Source organism: Stenotrophomonas sp. STEN038 (assembly GCF_056759895.1).
The window spans coordinates 16,922-40,915 of sequence record NZ_JBRRDW010000013.1 but is presented as its reverse complement, the minus strand read 5'-3'; the positions used below and the strand labels follow the sequence as shown (position 1 = coordinate 40,915).

General features: G+C 63.6%; 11 protein-coding genes. All 11 read left to right on the top strand.

The window, feature by feature from the left end; genetic code table 11:
- Positions 1-80: 80 nt before the first annotated feature.
- The 11 genes from ACVOLS_RS07575 to ACVOLS_RS07525 all read left to right on the top strand — a co-directional run bounded on the left by ACVOLS_RS07575 (position 81) and on the right by ACVOLS_RS07525 (position 23,941).
- A complete protein-coding gene (locus ACVOLS_RS07575; protein ID WP_481545108.1) occupies positions 81-1,865 on the top strand; it encodes a DUF885 domain-containing protein in 1,785 nt (594 codons plus the stop codon).
- Between the two features lie 526 nt (positions 1,866-2,391).
- Positions 2,392-3,228: a sulfotransferase family protein gene (locus ACVOLS_RS07570; RefSeq protein WP_481545107.1), complete on the top strand. Its 837-nt coding sequence runs from the start codon at positions 2,392-2,394 to the stop codon at positions 3,226-3,228.
- Between the two features lie 128 nt (positions 3,229-3,356).
- Positions 3,357-11,984: an Ig-like domain-containing protein gene (locus ACVOLS_RS07565; RefSeq protein WP_481545106.1), complete on the top strand. Its 8,628-nt coding sequence runs from the start codon at positions 3,357-3,359 to the stop codon at positions 11,982-11,984.
- 53 nt (positions 11,985-12,037) lie between these two features.
- Positions 12,038-13,558: a TolC family protein gene (locus ACVOLS_RS07560; protein WP_481545105.1), complete on the top strand. Its 1,521-nt coding sequence runs from the start codon at positions 12,038-12,040 to the stop codon at positions 13,556-13,558.
- A complete protein-coding gene (locus ACVOLS_RS07555; protein WP_481545104.1) occupies positions 13,555-14,295 on the top strand; it encodes an efflux RND transporter periplasmic adaptor subunit in 741 nt (246 codons plus the stop codon). Before ACVOLS_RS07560 ends, ACVOLS_RS07555 begins: the two co-directional genes overlap by 4 nt.
- Positions 14,292-15,620: an efflux RND transporter periplasmic adaptor subunit gene (locus ACVOLS_RS07550; protein WP_481545103.1), complete on the top strand. Its 1,329-nt coding sequence runs from the start codon at positions 14,292-14,294 to the stop codon at positions 15,618-15,620. The genes ACVOLS_RS07555 and ACVOLS_RS07550 overlap by 4 nt, the downstream gene beginning before the upstream one ends.
- Before the next feature lie 3 nt (positions 15,621-15,623).
- Positions 15,624-17,744, top strand: a complete 2,121-nt coding sequence (locus tag ACVOLS_RS07545) for an efflux RND transporter periplasmic adaptor subunit (protein WP_481545102.1) — start codon at positions 15,624-15,626, stop codon at positions 17,742-17,744.
- Positions 17,745-18,021: 277 nt separating this feature from the next.
- Positions 18,022-18,405 carry a hypothetical protein gene (locus ACVOLS_RS07540; RefSeq protein WP_481545101.1) on the top strand — a complete coding sequence of 128 codons (384 nt, stop codon included), beginning with the start codon at positions 18,022-18,024 and terminating at the stop codon, positions 18,403-18,405.
- Between the two features lie 54 nt (positions 18,406-18,459).
- Positions 18,460-19,740 (top strand): TolC family protein, encoded by a 1,281-nt coding sequence (locus ACVOLS_RS07535; protein ID WP_481545100.1) that lies wholly within the window; start codon positions 18,460-18,462, stop codon positions 19,738-19,740.
- Complete coding sequence (locus tag ACVOLS_RS07530) at positions 19,737-20,741, top strand: efflux RND transporter periplasmic adaptor subunit (RefSeq protein WP_481545099.1); 1,005 nt, start codon at positions 19,737-19,739, stop codon at positions 20,739-20,741. The genes ACVOLS_RS07535 and ACVOLS_RS07530 overlap by 4 nt, the downstream gene beginning before the upstream one ends.
- A gap of 32 nt (positions 20,742-20,773) precedes the next feature.
- The gene (locus ACVOLS_RS07525; protein ID WP_481545098.1) at positions 20,774-23,941 is read left to right on the top strand and encodes an efflux RND transporter permease subunit; all 3,168 of its coding nucleotides are present in this window, start codon (positions 20,774-20,776) and stop codon (positions 23,939-23,941) included.
- Positions 23,942-23,994: the final 53 nt, after the last annotated feature.

Genomic DNA, 23,994 nt, shown 5'->3' with positions numbered 1-23,994 from the left:
TGCCGCCCGAATCCGTCTAGGTCGGGCGGCAGCTTCAATGCGATGATCGGGGTGAATGAACCACCTGGGGAATACCGATCGTGAAATCGCCGTTGACCGTTGCGCTGCTGCTCACCCTTGGCCTGAGCGCCACCCCGGCCTTTGCCGCCGCACCGTCGGCCCCGGCCGCGCTGGCTACCCAATCGCTGGATGACCAGTTCAAGGCCATCTACGAGAAGGAATGGGCCTGGCGCCAGACCGGTGGCGGCGAAGCCAGCGAAGACAGCGACGCCCCGGCCAACAGCACGCGCCTGCCAGACGTCAGTGCCGCCGCACAGCAGGCGCGCTTGAAGGTATGGGACGAGGTGCTGGGCAAGCTCAAGGCCATCGACCCGGCCAAGCTCTCGGCCGAGAACCAGATCAACTACGCCATCTATCACTACCAGGTCGAAAGCCTGGCCGATGAAGTGCGCCTCGGCAGCTACGAGATGCCGTTCAATTCGGATTCCTCGTTCTGGTCGAATCTGAGTTTCATGGCGCGCCGTGAGATGAAGACCGCGGACGACTACCGCAACTACATCGCGCGCTTGAACGATGTGCCGCGCTACTTCGACCAGCAGATGGTCAACATGCGCGCCGGCCTTGCCCGTGGCTTCAGCGTGCCGCGCGCGGTGCTGGAAGGTCGCGATGTCTCCATCTCGACCGTGGCCGAGTTGAAGGACCCGACCGAGTCGCCGCTGTACGAGCCGCTGAAGAAGCTGCCCAACAGCATTCCCGCCGCCGAGCAGGCCAAGCTGCAGGCCGATGCCAAGCAGGCCATCAGCGGCAGCGTGGTGCCGGCCTTCGGCAAGCTGCTGACCTTCTACCGGCAGGAGTACGTGCCGCAGTCGCGCACCACCCTGGCCGCAGAGAAAATGCCCGGCGGCAAGGAGTTCTACCGCCAGCAGATCCGCGAATACACCACGCTCGACCTGAGCCCGCAGCAGATCCATGCGCAGGGTCTGGCCGAGGTGAACCGCATCCAGCAGGAAATGAACGCCATCATCGACAAGGTGGGCTTCAAGGGCAAAAGCGAGCAGACCCGCTTCGCCGACTTCCTCGAATTCCTGCGTACCGACCCGCAGTTCTACGCCAAGACGCCGGACGAACTGCTGTGGCGCGCGGCGTGGATTTCCAAGCGCGTGGACGGCGTGATCGGCAAATTCATGACCTTGCCGCGTGCCCGCTTCACCATCGTGCCGGTACCGCCGGACATCGCCCCGTTCTGGACCGCCGGCCGTGGCGGCATGGGCACCTACTGGCTCAACACCTACAACCTGCCGGCGCGGCCGCTGTACAACCTGCCGGCACTCACGTTGCACGAGTCCGACCCGGGCCACGCCCTGCAGGGCGCACTCGCCGCCGAGCAGACCGGCCAGCCCGAGTTCCGCCGCACTGCTTATATCTCCGCCTATGGCGAAGGTTGGGGCCTGTACACCGAGAAGCTCGGCGTCGACATGGGCATCTACCAGACCCCATACGAAGACTTCGGCCGCCTGACCTATGAAATGTGGCGCGCCTGCCGCCTGGTGATCGATACCGGTGTGCACCACTACGGCTGGGACCGCGACCGCGCGATCGCCTACCTGCGGGATCACACCGCGCTGAGCGAACACGAAGTCACCACCGAAGTGGACCGCTACATTTCCTGGCCGGCACAGGCGCTGAGCTACAAGCTGGGCGAGATCACCATCGTCAAGCTGCGCGCACAGGCCGAGAAGGAACTGGGCGACAAGTTCGACATCAAGGGCTTCCACGACGCCGTGCTCAAGCAAGGCTCGGTGCCGCTGCCGCTACTGGAGCAGCAGATCCAGGCCTACATCGCCGAGCGCAAAGCAGCGAAGTGAGTGCTCTGCTCCCTCCCTTGCGCAACGCGCAGGGGAGGGTTGGGGAGGGGTGCTCTTCGCAGTGACCCCAAGCTACATGCACAAGCAACAAGCAAAGCCCCCTTCCAGCTTCCTGCTTGGCTGCGCCAAAGGGGAGGGGCTGAAGGCCTTGAGGCCATGTCTCTGCATCGCCAGCAGATCAGCCGGTGTGCCTGCATGCCGCGCAGAACAGATCACCATTTTGTCGCACAACGTTGAAAATCTGCGCAGGTGCGGGACGGAATACCGTCAAGCTCGCATTTGGCGTGATAGACGTCACTATTTTTTAATGAAAATTAGCGTCAACTTTATGCCGCAAAAAAAAACTTATCACCTGTGAAAAACCGGTGATAGGTTTGCCCTGCTTTTTCCGGTTTACCTAGTAAAGGGCTCAAGAGATCGTCAGCGGACGATCCGCTGAGAGGAAAGACACATCCAGCATGGCCATGGCAGCAAACCATGGCGACAAGGAACGTGTTGCAACAGTTCCACGCCAGGGGGCGAACGGGTGTCCACAACGCAGTACCACTTCATTTCCGGACTGCCACGGTCGGGATCAACGTTGCTGTCGGCGTTGTTGCTGCAGAACCCGCGCTTCCACGCCGGCATGAGCAGCCCGCTGGGCACGCTGTTCGGTTCGGTGCTTGGGCAGTGCAGCGCCGGCAGCGAGTTCGGCCCGGTCATCGACCAGGACCAGCGCCGTCGCCTGCTGCGCGGCCTGTTCGACAACTACTACGCCGACAAACCGCAACCGGTCATCTTCGATACCAACCGCCAGTGGTGCGCACGCATGCCTGCCCTGCAGGAGTTGTTTCCGCAGGCCAAGGTCATCGCCTGCGTACGCAACGTGGCCTGGATCATGGACAGCATCGAGCGCCTGTACCGCGGTAACCCGTTCGAGAACACCAAGCTCTATGACGATGTCGAGCGCAATACCGTCTACAGCCGGGTCGACGCCCTGGCCCAGCGCAACCGCTTGGTTGGCTATGCCTGGAGTGCGCTGAAGGAAGCCTATTTCGGCGAGCACGCAGGTTCGCTGCTGCTGGTTGATTACGACCTGCTGGCGCACAGCCCGGACAAGGTGCTGCGGTTGGTTTATGAATTCATCGGCGAGCCGTGGTTCGAGCATGACTACGGCAACGTGCAGTACGACGCGGTGGAGTTCGATGCCGCCCTTGGGGTACGTGGCCTGCACAAGGTCCGGCCGAAAGTGGAGGTCCAGCAGCGGCGAACCGTGCTGCCGCCGGATCTGTTCCAGCAATACGCCGGCATGTCGTTCTGGGAAGACGGCACCGGCAGCGCGGCAAATGTGATCAGGAAACAGCAACCGGCCGTCGCCTCGTAGGTGCGATTGCATAAGGGCGGCGCACGCGCCGCGGGGAAACCGGCAATGGGCACTGCCTGTGGTGCCGGATGACGATGACAAACAATGCCTGCAGCGTACTGATGTGACGTGCAGGCCAGGAGAGCGGTATGTGGTGGAGCAAGCAGCGCAAGGCCAAGGTCGCAACCAGCAAGGTCGTCACCGCCACAGGTGCCGCCACGCCACCACCGTCGCTGATCATGGCGCTGGAAGCACGCATCATGTTCGATGCCGCCGTCGTGGCGACGGTAGCGGATGCTGTCGTTGATACCGGCCATGCGGTCACCCCGCATTTCGATGTGCCGCGCGAAGCGCCGGCCGCGGTCGATATCAGCGCCCGTGTTGTTGCCGACAGTGCTCCTGCTGCCAGTGGCGGCAACGTGCTGTTCATCGATTCCCGCGTGACCGATGCCGCCAGCCTGCTGGCAGGCGTGGCCGCCGACACCCAGGTGGTCTATCTGCAGGCTGGCAAGGATGGCCTGCAGCAGATGGCGGACTACCTCACCCAGCATCCTGGTGCCAACAGTGTGCAGATCATCGCCCATGGCAATGCCGGCGACCTGTGGCTGGGTACCACGTATCTGTCGGCCGACAATCTGGCAGCGCATGGCGAAGCGCTGGCCGATATCGGCAGCGGCGTGGCGGCGGGTGGTGACATCCTGATCTACGGCTGCTACACCGCCCAGGGCGAGCGCGGCCTGGCCTTCGTCAACGGGCTGGCACAGTTGACCGGTCGTGACATCGCCGCATCCGACGACCGTACCGGCGCTGGGGGTGACTGGGATCTGGAAATCGCCGTTGGCAGCATCGAAAGTGCCAGCGTGTTGTCCGCCCAGTCCACTGCGGCCTATGACTGGGGACTGGCGACGTGGACCGCCACCAACAGCGCCAACACCGGGGTCGGTTCGTTGCGCGCGGCCATCGCCTCGGCACAGGACGGCGACATTGTGACCTTCAACTCCGGCATGACGGTGCAGCTCACCGCCCAGCTGCTGATCAACAAGAACATCACCATCGATGGCGATCTGAACGATGACGGCGTGGCCGACGTGACTCTCGACGGCCAGTACCGCACCCGTGTGATCGAAATCAGCAGCGGCAAAACAGTGACCCTCGACGGCCTGGTGATTACCAGGGGCCTGGTCTCGGGCAGCGGCGGCAATGGCGGGTACGGCGCAAGCGGCGCCATGGGCGGGGGGATCTTCAACGCCGGCATCCTGACCTTGAACAACGTCACGGTTACCGGCAACGCAGCGGCCGGTGGCGGCGGTGGTGGCGGTGTCGTAGGCGCTCAATATGCGTCTTACGGCGGCGCAGGCGGCGGCGGTGGTGGTCTCGGCGGGCAAGGTGGTGGCAATGGTGGCGCTACTGGATCAGGAATCGACGCATACGCCGGGCAGCCTGGCAGCGGTGGTAGAGGGGGCAATGGTGGCGGTTGGGACGCCATGGGCGGTAGAGGCGGCTCCACCTTCGGCGGTGCCGGTGGTGTCGGCTTGTCTGGTTACAGCAACGGCGGCATTGGCGGCACCGCGAACAACGGCATGATTTCCATTGGCGGCGGCGGTGGCGGCTCCGGCTGGGACAACGTCGGTGGCGCAGGTGGCAATGCCGCTGGCGGCATTTACAACACCTTGACTGGCACCCTGAAAATCGTCGGCACGTCGGTCATCGCCAACAACATCGGCGCCGGTGGCGGTGGTGGCGGCGGCAGTGGTCTGGGCAGCAATAACTTCAATGGCGGTGACGGCGGACGGGGCGTCGGCGCGATCTGGAACCAGGGCGGTACCGTCTTGATCACCGCGTCCAATTTCAGCGCGATGACCGGCAACGCGGCCGACAGCGGCGCTGGCGGTGCAGAACTGAGCGGCGGCGCGCCGGGGGTGGCGCCCACGCCATTTGCTGCGATCTTCAACAACGGCGGAATGCTCAACACCGCTTACGTAGAGGCTCCGACAGCGTTCATCACGATGTCGAAAACGGCACTGAAAGTCGGCGACACCTCGCAGGTGACCTTCACCTTCAGCAAGGCGGTTACCGGTTTCAGCAACGCCGACCTGTCGATTGCCAATGGCACATTGACGAACGTGTCCAGCACCGACGGTGGACGGCTCTGGACGGCCACCTTCACGCCCACCAATGGCATCACCGACACCACCAATGTCATCACCCTCGACAACTCGGGTGTGACGGCAATTGCGGACGGCGTTGCCGGTACCGGCACAACCCGCTCCGGCAACTACTCAATCGATACCCAGCGACCGACCGCGACGATCGCGATGTCCGATACTGACCTGAAGATCGGTGATACCTCCCTGGTGACCATCACCTTCAGTGAAGCCGTGACCGGCCTCACCAACGATGACCTGACGTTTACCAACGGCACCATGAGCACTCTCGTCAGTGTCGACGGCGGCGTCAACTGGACGGCGACCTTCACCCCGACCAGCAACATCACCGACAGCACCAACCTGATCACCCTCAGCAACAGCGGCGTCGCCGACATTGCGGGCAACACCGGCACCGGCACCACCGATTCGAACAATTATTCGATCGATAACGTGCGCCCTACCGCGAGCATCGTGGTGGCCGACAATAGCCTGCGGGCCGGCGAAACCTCGCTGGTGACCTTTACCTTCAGCGAAGCGGTGACCGGTTTCACCAACAATGACCTGACCATCGCCAACGGCACCCTCAGCGCAGTGAGCAGCAGCGACGGCGGCATCACCTGGACGGCGACCTTTACCCCGAACAGCAACATCACCAGCACCACCAACCTGATAACGTTGAGCAACAGCGGCATCGCTGACCTGGCGGGCAACGACGGCAGCGGCACCACCAAATCCAACAACTTCGCCATCGATACCGAGCGCCCGACGGCGAGCATCGTGGTGGCTGACAACAGCCTGCGGATTGGCGAAACCTCGCTGGTGACCATCAGCTTCAACGAGGCGGTGATCGGTTTCACCAACAATGCCCTGACCATCGCCAACGGCACACTCAGCGCAGTGAGCAGCAGCGATGGCGGCAAGACCTGGACGGCAACCTTCACACCGAACAGCAACATCACTGATACCACCAACATCATCACCCTGGACAATACCGGAGTGATGGACGCGGCTGGCAATATCGGTAGCGGGACCACCGATTCGAACAATTACGCCATCGACACGCAGCGTCCGACCGCGACCATCGTGGTGTCCAGCTCGAGCTTGCGCATCGGTGAAACTTCGCTGGTGACCATCACCTTCAGCGAACCTGTGCCGGGCTTCACCAGTGCGGGTTTGAACATTATCAATGGCACGTTGACCGGGCTGAGCAGCGCCGATGGCGGCTTGACCTGGACAGCGACCTTTACCCCGACGGCAGGCATCACCAACACCACCAATGTGATCACTCTGGACAATAGCCGGTTTGTCGATGCGGCAGGTAACACCGGTACGGGCAACACCACTTCGAACAATTTCGTCATCGACACCCAGCGGCCGACCGCGACCATCGTCGTCTCCGACCCGGTACTGACCGCCGGTGAGACCTCGCTGGTGACCATCACCTTCAACGAAGCGGTGACCGGCTTCACCCTGAACGACCTGTCCGCCAGCCATGGCAGCCTGAGCTCCCTGAGCAGCAGCGACGGCGGTATCACCTGGACCGCGACCCTCACCCCGGATGCGAACGTCAAAAGCTCGACCAACAGCATCACCCTGGCCGATACCGGCATTGCCGATCTCGCTGGCAACGCAGGCACTGGCACCACCAGTTCGACTAGCTACAGCATCGACACCACCCGTCCGACCGCCAGCATCGTAGTCTCCAACCCGATGTTGAACATCGGCGGCACATCGCTGGTGACCATTACTTTCAGCCAGGCGGTGACCGGTTTCACCAACTCCGACCTGACCGTTTCCAACGGCACCCTCAGCGCGGTGAACAGCAGCGATGGCGGTATCACCTGGACGGCGACATTTACGCCGACCAACGGCATCACCAATGCCACCAACCTGATCACGCTTGACAACGCTGGCGTGCAGAGTATGTCGGGCAATGCCGGCAGTGGCACTACCGATTCAAACAATTATTTGATCGATACGGTGCGCCCGACTGCCACCATCGTGGTGGCTGACACAATGCTCGGCATCGGCCAGACCAGTCTGGTGACCATCACCTTCAGCGAAGCGGTAACCGGTTTCACCAACGCCGACCTGATCATCAGCAACGGTACGTTGAGTGCGGTGAGCAGCAGCGACGGTGGCATCACCTGGACCGCGACCCTCACCCCGGCGGCAGGCATCACCAACACCAGCAACATCATCAAACTGGACAACACCGGCTTTGTCGACAGCGCGGGCAACGCCGGTACTGCTACCACCGATTCGAACAACTATGTGCTCGATAGCCAGCGTCCAACGGCGACCATCGTCATGACTGACAGTGACCTGCGTCCCGGCGAAACCGCGCTGGTGACCATCACCTTCAGCGAGGCGGTGGCCGGCTTCGACAACTTCGACCTGAACGTCGCCAACGGCACCCTTAGCAACGTGTCGTCGATCGATGGCGGCATCACCTGGACGGCCACTTTCACGCCGGACATCGGTGTCACCGACCTTACCAACCTGATCGTCCTGAACAACACCGGTATCACCGACCTGGCCGGCAATACCGGCACCGGTACCACCAATTCGGCCAATTATCGGGTGCAGACCCAGGTGCCGACCGCCACCATCGTGGTTGCCGACACCTCGCTGAAGGTCGGGGAAACCTCGCTGGTGACCATCACCTTCAACGAAGCGGTCAGTGGTTTCGACAACAGCGATCTGACTATCGCCAACGGCACGTTGAGCAACGTCAGCAGCAGCGATGGCGGCATCACCTGGACCGCGACCTTCACCCCGACCAACAACATTACCGACAGCAGCAATCTGATCACCCTGAGCAACGCCGGGGTAGCCAACCTGTCGGGCAACAGTGGTGTCGGCACCACCGATTCCAACAACTTTGCCATCGACACAGCGCTGCCGACCGCTACCATCATCGTTGCCGACAACCGTCTGGGCATCGGTGAAACCACCACGGTGACCATCACCTTCAGCGAAGCGGTGAGCGGTTTCGATCTGTCGGACATCAGCGTCGCCAACGGCGTGCTGTCGAACCTGACCAGCAGCGATGGCGGCATCACCTGGACCGCGACCCTTACGCCCACAGCCAACGTCAACGGTGCGACCAACCTGATCGTGATCGACACCGCCGGGGTGCAGGATCTGGCCGGTAATCTGGGTGCCAGCATCGCGATATCCAACAACTACATCGTGGATGCAACTAGGCCAACCGCAACCATCGTCACCGACCCTGTCGTCGGCATCGGCCAGAGCGGCGTGGTCACGATCACCTTCAACGAGGTGGTGACAGGCCTGGATATTTCTGACTTTGTCGTCAGCAATGGTGTTCTGAGCGATTTGGTAACCAACGATGGTGGCAGGACCTGGACGGCAACCTTGACCCCTTCGGCCAATGTGCAGAGTGCCAGCAACAGGATCACGCTGGACACCGCCCTAGTGGAGGATCTGGCGGGCAACATCGGTGCTACCTCCAGCAGCTCAGACAACTATGTGATTGACACGGTGCGGCCGACGTCCAGCATCGTGGTGGCCGACACCAATCTGCAGGCTGGTGAGACCACCACGGTCACCATCACCTTCAGTGAAGCGGTCAGCGGTTTCGATCTATCGGATCTGAGCGTGTCCAATGGCGTGCTGTCCAACCTGGTCAGCAGCGACGGCGGCAAGACGTGGACAGCCACCTTGACCCCGTCGGTCAATGTGGAAAGCACCAGCAACCTGATCACACTGAACAATGCGGACGTGGAAGATATTGCTGGCAACGCCGGTACGGGCGCGGCTGCTTCCAACAACTACGCCATCGACAGCTTGCGGCCGACCGCCAGCATCGTGGTGGCCGACAGCAATCTGCAGGCCGGTGAGACGACTACGGTCACCATCACCTTCAGTGAGGCGGTCAGCGGCTTCGACCTGTCCGACCTCAGCGTGGTCAATGGTGTGCTATCTGGCTTGGTCAGCAGCGACGGCGGCAAGACCTGGACAGCGACCTTGACCCCGTCGGTCAACGTGGAAAGCACCAGCAACCTGATCACGCTGAACAACAGCGGCGTGCAGGACGCGGCCGGCAACAGCGGCGTGGGTAACACCACTTCCAATAATTACGCCATTGACAGCTTGCGGCCGACGGCCAGCATCGTGGTGACCGACAGCAATCTGCAGGCCGGCGAAACCACCACAGTGACCATCACCTTCAATGAAGCGGTCAATGGTTTCGACCTGTCCGACCTGAGCGTGGCCAATGGCGTGTTGTCCAACCTGGTCAGCAGCGACGGCGGCAAGACCTGGACGGCAACCTTGACCCCGTCGGTCAACGTGGAAAGCACGACGAACCTGATCACGCTGGACAACAGTGGCGTGCAGGACGCAGCCGGCAACATCGGCACGGGCACGATTGCTTCCAACAACTACGCCATCGACAGCTTGCGGCCGACCGCCAGCATCGTGGTGGCCGACAGCAATCTGCAGGCCGGTGAAACGACTACGGTCACCATCACCTTCAGTGAGGCGGTGAGTGGTCTGGATGCCAGCGATTTCACCGTCGCCAACGGCAGCTTGAGTGGTCTGAGCAGCAGCGATGGTGGGATTACCTGGACCGCTACCCTGACTCCGACGACCAATGTCGAGAGCACCAGCAACCTGATTGCGCTGGACAACACCGGCGTGCAGGACGCAGCAGGAAACACCGGCACGGGTAGCACTGCCTCCAACAACTACGCCGTCGACAGCCTGAGGCCGACCGCCAGCATCGTGGTGGCCGACACCGCGCTGCAGGCTGGTGAAACCACCACCATCACCATTACCTTCAATGAAGCGGTCAGCGGTTTCGATCTGTCGGATCTGAGTGCGGCCAACGGCGTGCTGTCCAACCTGGTCAGCAGCGACGGCGGCAAGACCTGGACGGCGACCTTGACCCCGTCGGCCAACGTCGAAAGCACCAATAACCTGGTCACGCTGAACAACAGCGGCGTGCAGGACGCGGCAGGCAACAACGGCACCGGCAGCACTGCCTCCAACAACTACGCCATCGATAGCCTGCGGCCGACCGCCAGCATCGTGGTGACGGACAGCAATCTGCAGGCCGGCGAGACCACCACGGTCACCATCACTTTCAGTGAAGCAGTCAGCGGTTTTGATCTGTCGGATCTGAACGTCGCCAACGGCGTGCTGTCCAACCTGGTCAGCAACGATGGCGGCAAGACCTGGACGGCGACCTTGACGCCTTCGGCCAACGTCGAAAGCACCAACAACCTGATCACGCTCAACAACAGCGGCGTGCAGGACGCGGCAGGAAACAGCGGCGCGGGCAGCACTGCCTCCAACAACTACGCCATCGACAGCCTGCGGCCGACCGCCAGCATCGTGGTGGCCGACAGCAATTTGCAGGCCGGTGAGACGACTACGGTCACCATCACCTTCAATGAAGCGGTCAGCGGTTTCGATCTGTCGGATCTGAACGTCGCCAACGGCGTGCTGTCCAACCTGGTCAGCAACGATGGCGGCAAGACCTGGACGGCGACCTTGACCCCGTCGGCCAACGTCGAAAGCACCAACAACCTGGTCACGCTGAACAACAGCGGCGTGCAGGACGCAGCAGGAAACAGCGGCACTGGCAGCACTGACTCCAACAACTACGCCATCGACAGCCTGCGGCCGACGGTGACCATCGTCCGTGACCCGGGGCCGACAAACGTGACCTCGTCTGGCTTCACCATCACTTTCAGTGAGGCTGTCAGCGGCGTGGATGTCGCGGACTTCGCGCTGCTGGCCACCGGCTCGGCGACGGCCACAATCAGCTCCGTGGTGCAGGTCGACAGCCGCACCTACCGGGTGCTGGTAAAGGATATAAATGGGGTTGGCAACCTTTCGCTGGTGCTGACGCAGGCAGGCAGCGGCATCGTGGATCAGGCGGGCAACCAGCTGGCCTCTGACCAGAGCAGCGTACCGAACCCCGTGGCCGTGCTCGCACCGGTGTTGTTCGTGCCAGACCCACCGAGCTATGAATTCCCCGGCGAGCCCGACGCGGTTGCGCCCGTGCTCGGCCCGACGCAGAACGTGGTGCTTGGGGCTGTATCCGGCATACAGGAACAGACCCTGCTGACGATGCGGACGCAAGCGCAGGAGCAACGTCCCGCAATCGAATCCAGCATGCACCTGCTCGATCTGCAGCAGAAGCTGGAGCAGTTGAATCTGGATCCGCCGAAGCTGCATGCGCAGGAGCCGTTCGAGCTCAACCTGCTTGCCGGGGTGGTTGATCCGGTAGTGGCTGCCCAGGCACAGCTGGCAGACGGCGGCAGCCTGCCATCGTGGTTGTCATTCGACCCGCTGACCGGCGTGCTCAAGGGCAAGGCGCCGCGAGGCTTCGTTGGCACCGTCGAAGTGCGTATCACTTTGATTCTCGAAGACGGCAGCTCGGTGTCCAAGGTGGTGCGTCTGCAGTTCGAGCGCGCGCCTGATGCGCGGGATTCTGCGCGCGCGGGTTCAGCCGATACGGCTGCACCTGCTGGCAAGCCGGGCCTGCATGCCCAGTTCTCGCAGCACCAGCGAGATGCGTCGCTACAGCAGCTCATGCAACAGCTTGCCGCGGTACCCATGGCCGCCACCACCGCAGTGGAAAGCCGCCAATGAATCTGTTCCTCCGCATTCCAACTCTCTCTCATAACGAATCAAAGGAATTCAAGGTGAATCAATCCACAGCCTCCGGAAAGTTGCTGTTAGCGGTCGCGACGACAGCGTTGCTGGCAGGCTGTGCGATCAAGCCAAGGCCATTCTCGGAGGAAGAGCGCAAGGCGCTGGTTGCCGAGGGTCGGCAGTCGCTGTTCGTGGGCCAGGCGCCGCTGGCGGCGCCGGTCACCCTGGAAGAGGCAATGGCGCGCGCCCTGAAGTACAACCTGGATTACCGGGTCAAGATCATGGAAGAGGCGGTGGCGCAGCGGCAGCTGGATCTGTCCAGCGTCGACCTGCTGCCCAAGCTCACCGCATCGGCCGGCTACGCCTCGCGCGACAATGTGCTGGCGTCGTCGTCGCAGGACATCGTGTCAGGTAACCAGTCGCTGGTTCCATCGACTTCCAGCGAGCGCGACAGCCATCGCGGTGATCTGTCGTTCTCATGGAACGTGCTCGATTTCGGCGTCAGCTACTACGGTGCGCGCCAGCAGGCCGATCAGGTTCTGGCTGCGCGTGAACGTCGCCGCAAGGTCGTGCACATGCTGATGCAGCAGACCCGCATGGCGTACTGGCAGGCCGCCGGTGCACAGCGCTTGGAAAGCCGCATCGAGCCGCTGCTGGCTGAGACGCGCAAGGCCATCGAAGATTCCAAGGCCATCGAGAACGAGCGCCTGCAGACTCCGCTGAACGCCTTGAATTACCAGCGCGAACTGCTGGACCTGGTGCTGCAGCTGGAAGCCATCCGCAATGAGCTGCAGCAGGCCAAGCCCAAGCTGGCCGCGCTGATGAACATTGCACCGGGCACCGAGTTCCAGTTGGCCGCGCCGACCGACCTGCAGGTGCCGCAGCTGCGGCTGAAATCCGAAGACATGGAAGAGGTTGCCCTGAGCAACCGCCCGGAGCTGATCGAAGCTGCCTACAAGGAGCGTATTGGTCTGGTGGAAACCCGCAAGGCGATGCTGCGCCTGCTGCCCGGCCTGCAGCTGCAGACCGGCGCGCATTACGACAGCAATCAGTTCCTGGTCAACAACAGCTGGCGTGATGCCGGGCTGCAGGTAGGCTGGAATCTGCTCAACCTGGTCAATGCCGGCAAGATCAAGCGTGGCGCACAGGCGCAGTACGACCTTGCCCGCGAACAGCGCCTGGCCATGAACATGGCGGTGCTGACCCAGGTGCATGTGGCCGCGCTGGACTATGCCGGCCGCCAGCAGCAGTACGATCTGGTGCGCCAGTCCGATGATGTGCGCCAACGCATCCTCACCCACACCCGCAACGCGGTCGCCGCCAATGCCGACGGCCGCCTGTCCGAGATCCGCGCCTCCACCGGCGCGCTGATGTCGGAGCTGCGCCTGTATCAGAGCTACGCCGCCATGCAGGGCGCTTACGGCCAGCTGGTTGCCTCGCTGGGTCTGGACCCGCTGCCGGACAGCGTCGGCAGCCATGACGTCGCCGCCCTGAGCCAGGCCCTGCAGGCCACCGAGCAGCATTGGCTGCAGCAGATCGATACCCGTCGTGCGGAGGCTGTGCAGCCGTGAAGTCGTTGTTGATGAGCGCCGCGCTGTTGGCGCTGCCGGTCATGGCACAGGCGGTATCGTTGCCGCCTTCCAGCACCAGCCAGATCCGCACCCAGTTGGTGGCACGCAATGAAGTCGTCATCTCCAGCCAGATCTCGGCGCGGATCGATCGTCTGGATGTAAAGGAGGGCGATTCGTTCCGGCGTGGCCAGCTGCTGGTGGGTTTTGACTGCGGCATGCTGGCTGCGCAGCTGGCGCGTGCGGAGGCATCGTCGCAGGCCGCGCGCAAGCAGCTGCAGGTCAACGAGCGCTTGGCCGAGCTGCAATCGGTGGGCCAGCTAGAGCTTGAGCAGGCGCGGGCCAAGGCGCGTGAGACCGCAGCGGAGGCTACCTATGGCCGTGCCAGCATGGCCGGCTGCCGCATTACCGCGCCGTTCGATGGACGGGTTGCCAAGCGCGCGGCGGCACCGGCCGAATACGTCACTCCGGGCAAGCCGTTGCTGCAGATCGTGGATACCGGCAACCTGGAAGTACAGTTGATCGTTCCTTCGCGTTGGTTGCGTTGGCTCAAGCCCGGCACGGCGTTCACCGTGCATGTGGATGACCTCGACCTCGATGTGCCGGCGACGATCTCGCGATTGGGCGCGGCGATTGATCCGGTCAGCCAGACAGTGACGGTCAGTGGCCGCATCACCGCCGCCAATCCGTCGTTGTTGCCCGGCATGAGTGGCGTTGCGCGCTTCACCCAGCCGCGATGAGTGAAGGTACTGCACCGGTATTGATGGGCCTGCTGCAGATCTCGCGCCGCGCGCGTGAGGTTGGCACGCTGCAGGAGTTGGGCTTCGTCGCCGTCAATGAAACCCGTGGCCTGCTGAACTATCGGCAGGCTGCGCTATGGGTGGATGGCAGCGGTGGCCACCTGCAGTCCTTGTCGGGCGTTGCCCGGCCGGATCCGGGCGCACCGTTTGCACAGTGGCTGGCGCGGGTGTTCCGCGCGGTGTTGCCGGTGGCTTCGGTGCGTCGGCTGCAGGCTGACGAGTTGTCCGCGATGTTGGGCGAGGAGTGGACCGAATGGTTGCCTGCATTTGCCTTGCTGGTGCCGCTGCAACATCCGCAGCTGGGCAACGAGACGGTGTTGCTGCTGGCCCGCGATGAACCCTGGCAGGATGCCGAGCTGGCGCTTGCCACCGAGCTGGGTGCTGTCTATGGCCACGCCCTTTACGCGCAGCGGCCGGCACGGCGTCCGTTGGCCTGGTTGCGGCAGTGGCTGCAGCCACGGCGGACACGCTGGCGCGTAGCGCTGGCGTTGCTGGTGGTAGCGGTGTTTCCGATCCGCCTGTCGACCTTGGCTCCGGCCGAAGTGACCGCCGTGCGCCCGTCGGTGATGCGAGCACCGTTGGACGGCATCGTCGACCGACTTGACGTGCGCCCAAATCAAGCGGTGGAGGCTGGCGCGCCACTGTTCTCGCTGGACACCACCACTTTGCGCGGGCAGTACGCAGGCGCCAGCAAGGCGGTGGAAGCGGCGCAGGAGCAGTACCGGCAAGCGGCCCAGTTGGCGGTTACCGATGACAAGAGTCGCCTGGAGATGACCCGCAAGTTGGGCGAGCTGCGCCAGCACCAGGTGGAGCTGCAGCATGCGACGGAAATGTTGGATCGCATCCAGGTCAAGGCACCAAATGCCGGTGTGGCGGTGTTCGACAACATCGACGAATGGACCGGCAAGGCAGTGGTCGCGGGCGAGAAAGTGCTGATGCTGGCTGATCCGGAAAGCGTGGAGATCACCGCTTTCATGCCCGCTGCCGACCAGATCACCTTGCAGCCCGGCTCCAAGCTTGTGTTCTACCCCAAGGGCGCACCGTTCTCGTCCTACCAGGCAACGGTGCAGTCGGTGGCCTACCGTGCGGCGACCACCGAGGAAGGCGTGCTTGCCTACCGGGTCAAAGCGAGCTTGGTGCCCGAGCAGGCGCTGCCGCGGTTGGGCTTGAGTGGCAGCGCACGCCTGCATGCCGGACGGGTGCCGTTGATCTATTACGTGCTGCGCCGTCCGCTGGTAGCGGCGCGTCAGTGGCTGGGTTGGTAAGTGATGTTGGAGCAGACCCCTTCGGCATTGCCGACCCTGCGTGAGGAGCTGGCCTTGCATGCGGCGCCAGCGGCCAGTGATGGTTCGCCGGCATGGACGCTGCATGATCCGGCCGACAACCGGTTCTTCCAGATCGGCTGGGCGGCATTCGAGATTCTTTCGCGCTGGCCGCTGGGTACCGCTGAAGCAGTGGTGGAAGCGGTCAACAGCCAGACCACGTTGCACATCGAAGCCAGCGACGTGCTTGGGCTGGTCGATTTCGTGGTGCGCCATGATCTGGTCGTAGTCGGCTCGGCGCAGGCCAGCGCACAACTGCAGCAGAACGCATTGCGGCACAAGCTTTCCACCGGCAAATGGCTGTTGAAGAACTACCTGTTCGTACGGATTCCGCTGGTGCGGCCGATGCCGTTCCTGCGTGCGGTGTATCCATGGATACGCGGCGTCTACAGCAGTGGCTTCTGGTGGTTGATCGCTGCCGTTGCCACGCTAGGGCTGTATCTGGCTTCACGGCAATGGGATAGCTTCCTGCATACCTTCCAGGCCTATGGCAGTTGGCAGGGTTTGCTGGGCCTTGGCATCGCGCTGAGCGTTGGCAAGATCGTGCACGAGCTGGGCCATGCCTTTACCGCCTACCGTTATGGCTGCCGCGTGCCGGCCATGGGCGTGGCCTTGCTGGTGATGTGGCCGGTGCTCTACACCGATACCAATGAGGCCTGGAAACTACGCTCACGCCGCCAGCGCCTGCATATCGGCGCGGCCGGCATCCTCGCCGAGCTGGCGTTGGCGGCGGTGGCGCTGCTGTTGTGGAATTTCTTGCCGGAGGGTGCGCTGCGCTCTGGTGTGTTCATGCTCGCCACCAGCACCTGGCTGGTGACCGTGGCGATCAATGCCAGCCCGTTCATGCGCTTTGATGGCTACTTCCTGTTGTCAGATTGGCTGAACCTGCCCAACCTGCACGAGCGTTCGTTTGCTTTTGGCCGTTGGTGGCTGCGTGAGCAGCTGTTTGCTTATGGCGACCCTGAGCCGGAGTCGCAGCCGCCGGTTCGGCGCACCTTCCTGATCGCATTTGCCTATGCCACCTGGCTGTACCGGTTCTTCCTGTTCCTGGGTATCGCCTTGCTGGTCTACCACGCCTTCTTCCGGGCGCTGGGTATCGTGCTGCTGTGCGTGGAGCTGGGTTGGTTCGTGCTGCTGCCGGTAGCGCGTGAGTTGCGCCAATGGTGGCAGCGGCGTGGTGAGCTGGCCTGGTCGGCGGTGACCAAGCGCTCGCTGCTGCTGGTGTCCGCCCTGCTGCTGGTGTTGCTGTTGCCTTGGCAGTCGCGTGTGCACGCACCTGCGCTGCTGTCTGACGCGCAGGTACAGGAAGTACACGCGCCAGAGCTGGCCAGATTGTTGAGCTTGTCAGTGGATGACGGTGAGCGGGTCGTGGCTGGACAGGTGCTGGCGCGATTGGAATCACCGGACCTGGACTATCGACTTGCCCGCGCCACTGCCGAGCTGGAGCAGCTGGACTGGCAGGTGCGCCAGCAGCCCTTCGATGAAGAGCTGCGGGCGATGGGGCCAGCGCTGGGCAAGCAACGCGATGCCGCACGTCAGGTGCAGCAGGGCTTGGCCGCACAGAAAGCCAATCTGGTGGTGCGGGCGCCTTTTGCCGGGCGTATCAGCGATCTGAACCCGGCCTTGGCTGGCGATGCCTGGATCGCCCGTGGCGAATCGCTGCTGCGGGTCGTCGCGGCCAGCGGCGTCAAAGGCGAGGCCTATATCCCCGAGCAGGAGATGGCGCGTATCCAGCCCGGCGCGGTGGTGGCGTTTGTTGCCGATCTGGCGGAGGCTGGCAATGCGCGCTGCCAGGTGCAGGCGCTGGACCGTGTGCCGGTTGCGATACTGGGTGAGGTGGCAGCAGCCAGCCTGCACGGCGGGGCGATAGCGAGCGTTCGCGACGCACATGGCGCGTTGGTGCCGCTGACGCCGGTGTTCCGCATGCGCTTTGCCAACTGTGATCGCGCGCCGCGCCTGGATACCGAGCTGGCCGGGCAGATCGTGGTGTCGGGCGAGCGGCAAAGCCTGCTTGGCCGTGGCGTGCGTTGGGTGATGACCTTGTTCCATCGCGAAGCAGGGCTCTGACCGCGCCAGAGCCAGTGCTCCCTCCCTTACGCAGCGCGCAGGGTGCTTTGCCCCCTCCCTCTGGCGCTGCCTAGGGGTTGAAGAAGGCCTGCTTGCGCGCCGCGCGCGGGCTGCTCTTGGCAGTGACCCGAAGCTGCACGTACAGGCGACCAGCAAAGCCACCCCCTCCCAACCTCCCCCTTGGCTGCGCCAAAGGGGAGGGGCAACAGCGCACAGCTGAACCACCGCAACCACACTGCGATTGTGTAACCCATCGAGCACCAGCTAACCTGCGCCGATGCTGCACGCCCTGCGCCACCGCCGCCTCCACCTGCTACGCCTGCTGATGCTGGCGCTGGTCGGCATTGGCGTGTTCGGCACTTCGCTGGCTGCAGCACTGACCGACATCCACATGCTGGCGCATACCGACATCGGTGCCGACGTGCACGAGCACGACGACAGCAAGCTGGCCATGGCCCCGGATGCCGAGGACAGCGCCAATGCATTGCTGCACGCGCTGGTGCATTGCGTGGACTGCCACGGTCACGGCGGCGTACTGCCCACCGTTACCCCGGCCTGGATCGTGGCATCGCCGCCTGCACAGCAGGCCGTCGCCATACTTGGCACGCAACGGGTCACGCACCCGACCGAGAGTCTGTTCCGCCCCCCGATAGCTGTCTGACGTTCCGGCCCTCTGGCCGGCCCCCACGTCTGAACCTGCTATCTGGAGAAACCCATGTGGATGCGCTTGGCGGCTGTTGTCGCCTTTGCGCTGGTGCCGCGCGCGTATGCGCAGGTGCCGGCGTCTGCTGTGCCGTTGACGCTGGACGATGCCATCGTCCGCGTTGCCCTTGATCACCCCGAACTGCGTCTGATCGATGCGCAGCGCCCCGTACTTGAAGCCCGCCGCGACGCCGCGCTGCTGCACCCGCCGATGCAGTTGGGCGTGGAGCTGGAAAACCTGCTCGGCAGCGGTGATACCCGCGGCGTGCAGGGCGCCGAAGCCACGGTCAGCCTGTCCGGCGTACTGGAGCGCGGCGACAAGCTCGACGCCCGCCGCATGCTGGCCCAGGCCAATATTGATGCCTTGGCGCCGCAACGTGCCACCGCCAGACTCGATCTGCTGGCAGAGACCGCGCGTCGGTATCTCGCCGTAGCGCAAGCGCAGTCGGCATTGCAGATCGCCAACACCGATATCGAACAGCGTCGCCGTGCCGTCGATGCCGCGCGCCTGCGCCTGCAGGCCGGCGCTTCGCCGGAGTCGGTGTTGTTCACTGCGCAGGCAATGCTGGCGCAGGCGGAACTGGATCGCGATCGCGCAATCGAAGAAGCCAGCGCAGCGCGGCTGTCGCTGGCCGCGTTGTGGGGGGCGCGCACTCCAGACTTCAAGATGGTGAGCGGTGATGCGCTGCAACTGCCGACACTGCGCGATTTCGCCTTGCTCAATGACGATCTGCAGCGCGCCCCCGAACTGGCCGAACTGCTCGGCGAGCAGCGCATCCGCGAAGCCCAGCTGCAACTGGTGCGCACCCGTAGCCGTCCTGATTGGAACTGGCAGGTGGGCGTGCGCAACAGCCGTGCCGACAATGCGACTTCACTGGTCGGTGGCTTCAGTATTCCGCTGGGCAGCGCCCGCCGTGCCGCGCCGGAAATCCGCGAGGCCGAGGCTGATCTCGCATTGCTGCCGTATCAGCGCCAAGCCCGCCAGCAGCAGCTCTACGCCACCCTGGCCGAAGCACACGGCCGCTATGTCACCGCGCGCCTGGAAGTGCAGCGTATGCAGGCCGATGTTCTGCCGCAGCTGCAGAAGGCAGAACGTGCCGCCGAACGCGCCTGGCGCGCCGGTGCCGCCAGCTACATGGAATGGGCGCAGCTGCAGGCCATGCGCATCGAGGCGCGCCAGCGCCAGTTGGATGCGGCCATCGCCGCACAAACCGCGCTGATAGAAATCCAGCGCCTTACCGGCCAGGGAATGCTGGCCACCGATGCAACCGTTGCCGTGGAGAACGCACGATGAGCCGTCCGATGAATGTTGTAGCTGCCGGCGTGCTGGCAATGAGTCTGATGTTGGCCGGTTGCGGTGCAAAGCCGGCCGCGGAAGCCTCCGACGGAGCAGCGGAAGAAGCTGGCCACGACCACGCTGAGGAAAAGGGTGATGACGCAGATGGTCACGCCCACGAAGAGGGCGAGGAAGCAGAAGCCGACAGCACAACCATCAAGGCCGCCATGGCCGAGCAGGCCGGGATCCGCAGCGCTGCCGTGCAGGCCGGCACCATCGCCGATGAGCACGAAGTGCAGGGCTTGTTGACGCCGGTGGACGGCCGCGTTGCCCAGGTGATGGCACGCTTCCCCGGGCCGGTACGCACGTTGCGGGCCAATGTGGGTGACCGCGTCCGTGCCGGCCAGACCCTGGCCAGCATCGACAGCAACCTGAGCCTGACCACCTACAGCGTCAGCGCGCCAATCAGCGGCGTGGTGCTGTCGCGGCAGGCACAGGTGGGTGCGGTGGCGGGCGAGGGCACGCCGCTGTTTGAAATCGGCGACCTGTCCGAACTGTGGGTGGACCTGCATATCTTCGGCAAGGACACCCAGCACATCACCGCCGGCGTACCGGTGACGGTGACGCGTATGACCGATGGCGTCAGCCAGACCACCACACTGGAACGCGTTCTGCCCGGCACCGCCACCGCAAGCCAGAGTACCGTGGCCCGCGCCAGCGTGCGCAATGACGACGGCCTGTGGCGGCCCGGTGCGGCGGTGAAGGCTCGCATCGTGGTGGCGATGCAGCCGGCCGCGGTCGTCGTGCCTTTGTCGGCATTGCAGACCATGGAAGGCCGCGAGGTGGTATTCGTTCGTGAGGGCGATACCTATAGCGCACGTCCGGTGGTGCTGGGCGCACGCGATGCCGGCAAGGTCGAGGTCAAGGACGGCCTGCGTGTCGGTGAGCAGGTCGTGGTCGAGCAGAGCTATGTGGTCAAGGCCGACATCGGCAAGGCGGGGGCCGCGCATGAACATTGATCATCGCCCCTCCCAACGCGGAGGGCGCCGCCATGCTTGAGCGCATCATCCGCAGTGCCATCGCCCATCGCTGGATGATGATGGTGCTCACCTTCGCGTTGATCGCGATTGGCAGCTGGAGCTTCACTCGCCTGTCCATCGATGCAACGCCGGACATCACCAATGTGCAGGTGCAGATCAACACCGCCGCCGACGGTTACTCACCGCTGGAAACGGAACAACGCATCACCTATCCGGTGGAAACGGTGATGGCGGGTCTACCGAAGCTCGAACAGGTACGTTCCTTGTCGCGCTACGGCCTGTCGCAGGTGACGGTGGTGTTCAAGGATGGCACCGACCTGTACTTCGCCCGCCAACAGGTAGCCGAACGCCTGCAGCAGGTGAAGTCGCAGTTGCCGGAAGGCCTGGACCCGCAGTTGGGGCCAATCGCCACCGGTCTTGGCGAGATCTTCATGTACACCATCGACGCCGATCCCAAGGCGCGCAAGCCCGATGGATCGCCATACACCGCCACCGACCTGCGCACCTTGCAGGACTGGGTGGTGCGGCCGCAGCTGCGCAATGTACCGGGCGTCACCGAGGTCAACACGATTGGTGGCTACCAGCGGCAGATCCATATCACCCCGGACCCGGCCAAGCTGCGTGCGCTGGGGTTCACCCTGGATGACGTGGCCGAGGCAGTGGAAGGCAACAACCAGAACATCGGTGCCGGTTACATCGAACGCAACGGCCAGCAGTTCCTGGTGCGTGTGCCGGGGCAAGTCGCGGGACTGGAGGAGATCGGCAACATCGTGCTGGCCCGCCGCGAGGGCGTGCCGATCCACGTGCATGACGTAGCAGACGTGGCGGAAGGGCCGGAGTTGCGCAGCGGTGCCGCCACCCAGAATGGCCACGAAGTGGTGATGGGCACGGTGGTGATGCTGGTCGGGGCAAACAGCCGCGAGGTGGCGCAGGCCGCTGCGGCCAAGCTGGAACAGGCGCAGCGCAGCCTGCCCGAAGGCGTCACCGTTACCGCCAGCTATGACCGTACCGCGCTGGTAGATCGCACCATTGGAACTGTCGCCAAGAACCTGTTGGAAGGCGCGCTGTTGGTGATCGTGGTGTTGTTCCTGTTGCTGGGCAACTTCCGTGCGGCGCTGATCACTGCCGCGGTGATTCCGCTGGCGATGCTGTTCACGCTGACCGGTATGGCACGCGGTGGTGTGTCCGCCAACCTGATGAGCCTTGGAGCGTTGGACTTTGGCCTGATTGTTGATGGCGCGGTGATCATCATCGAGAACTGCCTGCGTCGCTTCGGCGAACGCACGCACGCGCTGGGCCGGGCGATGACCCGCGAGGAGCGCTTTGCCGAAACCGCCAGCGCCACTGCCGAAGTCATCCGGCCCAGCCTGTTCGGCCTCGGCATCATCACCGCGGTCTATCTGCCGATCTTCGCGCTGACCGGCGTCGAAGGAAAAATGTTCCACCCGATGGCGATCACCGTGGTGCTCGCGCTGAGCGGCGCGATGCTGCTGTCGCTGACCTTCGTTCCTGCGGCTATCGCGATGTTCCTCGGCGGCCGTGTGGAGGAGAAGGAGAACCGGCTGATGGCGTGGTTGCGCGCACGCTACGAGCCGTTGCTGGCGTGGGTGATGCGACGCGGGCGCTTGGTGGTTGCCGGTGCCTTGGTGCTGGTGGTTGCTTGTGGCTTGTTGGCAACGCGGCTGGGCAGCGAGTTCGTGCCAAACCTCGATGAAGGCGATGTCGCCATGCATGCCATGCGCATCCCCGGCACCAGCCTCACGCAATCGGTGAACATGCAGAAGCAGGTGGAAGCACGCCTGCAGCAACTGCCGGAAGTGGAGAAGGTGTTCTCCAAGATTGGCACGCCGGAAGTCGCCTCGGACCCGATGCCGCCCTCGGTCGCCGATACCTTCATCATGATGAAGCCACGCAAGCAGTGGCCGGACCCGCGCAAGCCGCGCAGCCAGCTGCTGGCCGAACTGGAAGCTGCGGTGGAGGAGCTGCCGGGCAACAACTACGAGTTCACCCAGCCGATCCAGATGCGCATGAACGAGTTGATCTCGGGCGTGCGTGCCGACGTGGCGGTGATGCTGTTTGGCGACGATATGGAGACTCTGGCGCAGGTCGGCCAGCGGATTGTTGCGGTCGCCAACAAGATTCCAGGTGCGGCTGATGTGCGCCTGGAGGAGACCAGTGGTCTGCCGTTGCTGACGGTTACGCCAAACCGTGCGGCATTGGCGGGTTACGGGCTCAACCCGGGCCAACTGCAGTCCACGGTATCCACAGCGGTTGGCGGGCGGGTGGCCGGGCAGTTGTTCGAAGGTGATCGACGTTTCGATATCGTCGTGCGCCTGCCGGAAAGCATCCGCCAGGATCCGGCGGCACTTGCCGATCTGCCGGTGTCACTGGAACCTGCGTTGGCACAGGACAGTGCCGATGAATCCAGCCGTGCGGGTGGCTGGCGCAGTGGCGATGCGCGCACGGTTCCGTTGCGTGAATTGGCGAGCATCGAAAGCAGCGAAGGGCCGAACCAGATCAACCGCGACAACGGCAAGCGCCGGATCGTGATCACCGCCAATGTGCGTGATCGCGATCTCGGTGGCTTCGTCAGCGAGCTGCAGCAGGCCATCGACACGCAGGTAAAGGTACCGGCTGGTTATTGGGTGGAATACGGCGGCAGCTTCGAGCAGCTGATCTCGGCCAGCCAGCGTTTGGCGGTTGTTGTGCCGGTGACCTTGCTGCTGATCTTCGCGTTGTTGTTCTGGGCCTTCGGCTCGGCGCGCGATGCCAGCATCGTGTTCAGCGGTGTGCCTCTGGCACTGACTGGCGGCGTCTTGGCGCTGGCGTTGCGTGGTATTCCCTTGTCGATTTCGGCTGGCGTCGGCTTCATCGCGTTGTCCGGTGTGGCCGTGCTCAACGGCCTGGTGATGATCAGCTTCATCCGCCACCTGCGCGAGCAAGGCCGCAGTCTGGATGTGGCGGTGCGCGAAGGCGCGCTTGGCCGCTTGCGACCGGTGCTGATGACTGCCTTGGTGGCATCGCTGGGCTTCGTGCCGATGGCCTTCAACGTAGGCGCGGGTTCGGAAGTGCAGCGGCCGCTGGCAACTGTCGTCATCGGTGGCATCGTCTCGTCCACGTTGCTGACCTTGCTGGTGTTGCCAGTGCTGTACCGCTGGCTGCACCGGAACGGAAAGTAGCGTCTGCTTGGCTTGAGGTTTTTGCTTTTGCTTTGGCTTTGGCTTTGGCTTTT

Bases quoted from the DNA above. Each gene is read 5' to 3' on its own strand.
- ACVOLS_RS07565 (WP_481545106.1), top strand. From the start codon at position 3,357: ATGTGGTGGAGCAAGCAGCGCAAGGCCAAGGTCGCAACCAGCAAGGTC.
- ACVOLS_RS07550 (WP_481545103.1), top strand. From the start codon at position 14,292: ATGAGTGAAGGTACTGCACCGGTATTGATGGGCCTGCTGCAGATCTCG.
- ACVOLS_RS07545 (WP_481545102.1), top strand. From the start codon at position 15,624: ATGTTGGAGCAGACCCCTTCGGCATTGCCGACCCTGCGTGAGGAGCTG.
- ACVOLS_RS07540 (WP_481545101.1), top strand. From the start codon at position 18,022: ATGCTGCACGCCCTGCGCCACCGCCGCCTCCACCTGCTACGCCTGCTG.
- ACVOLS_RS07535 (WP_481545100.1), top strand. From the start codon at position 18,460: ATGTGGATGCGCTTGGCGGCTGTTGTCGCCTTTGCGCTGGTGCCGCGC.
- ACVOLS_RS07530 (WP_481545099.1), top strand. From the start codon at position 19,737: ATGAGCCGTCCGATGAATGTTGTAGCTGCCGGCGTGCTGGCAATGAGT.
- ACVOLS_RS07525 (WP_481545098.1), top strand. From the start codon at position 20,774: ATGCTTGAGCGCATCATCCGCAGTGCCATCGCCCATCGCTGGATGATG.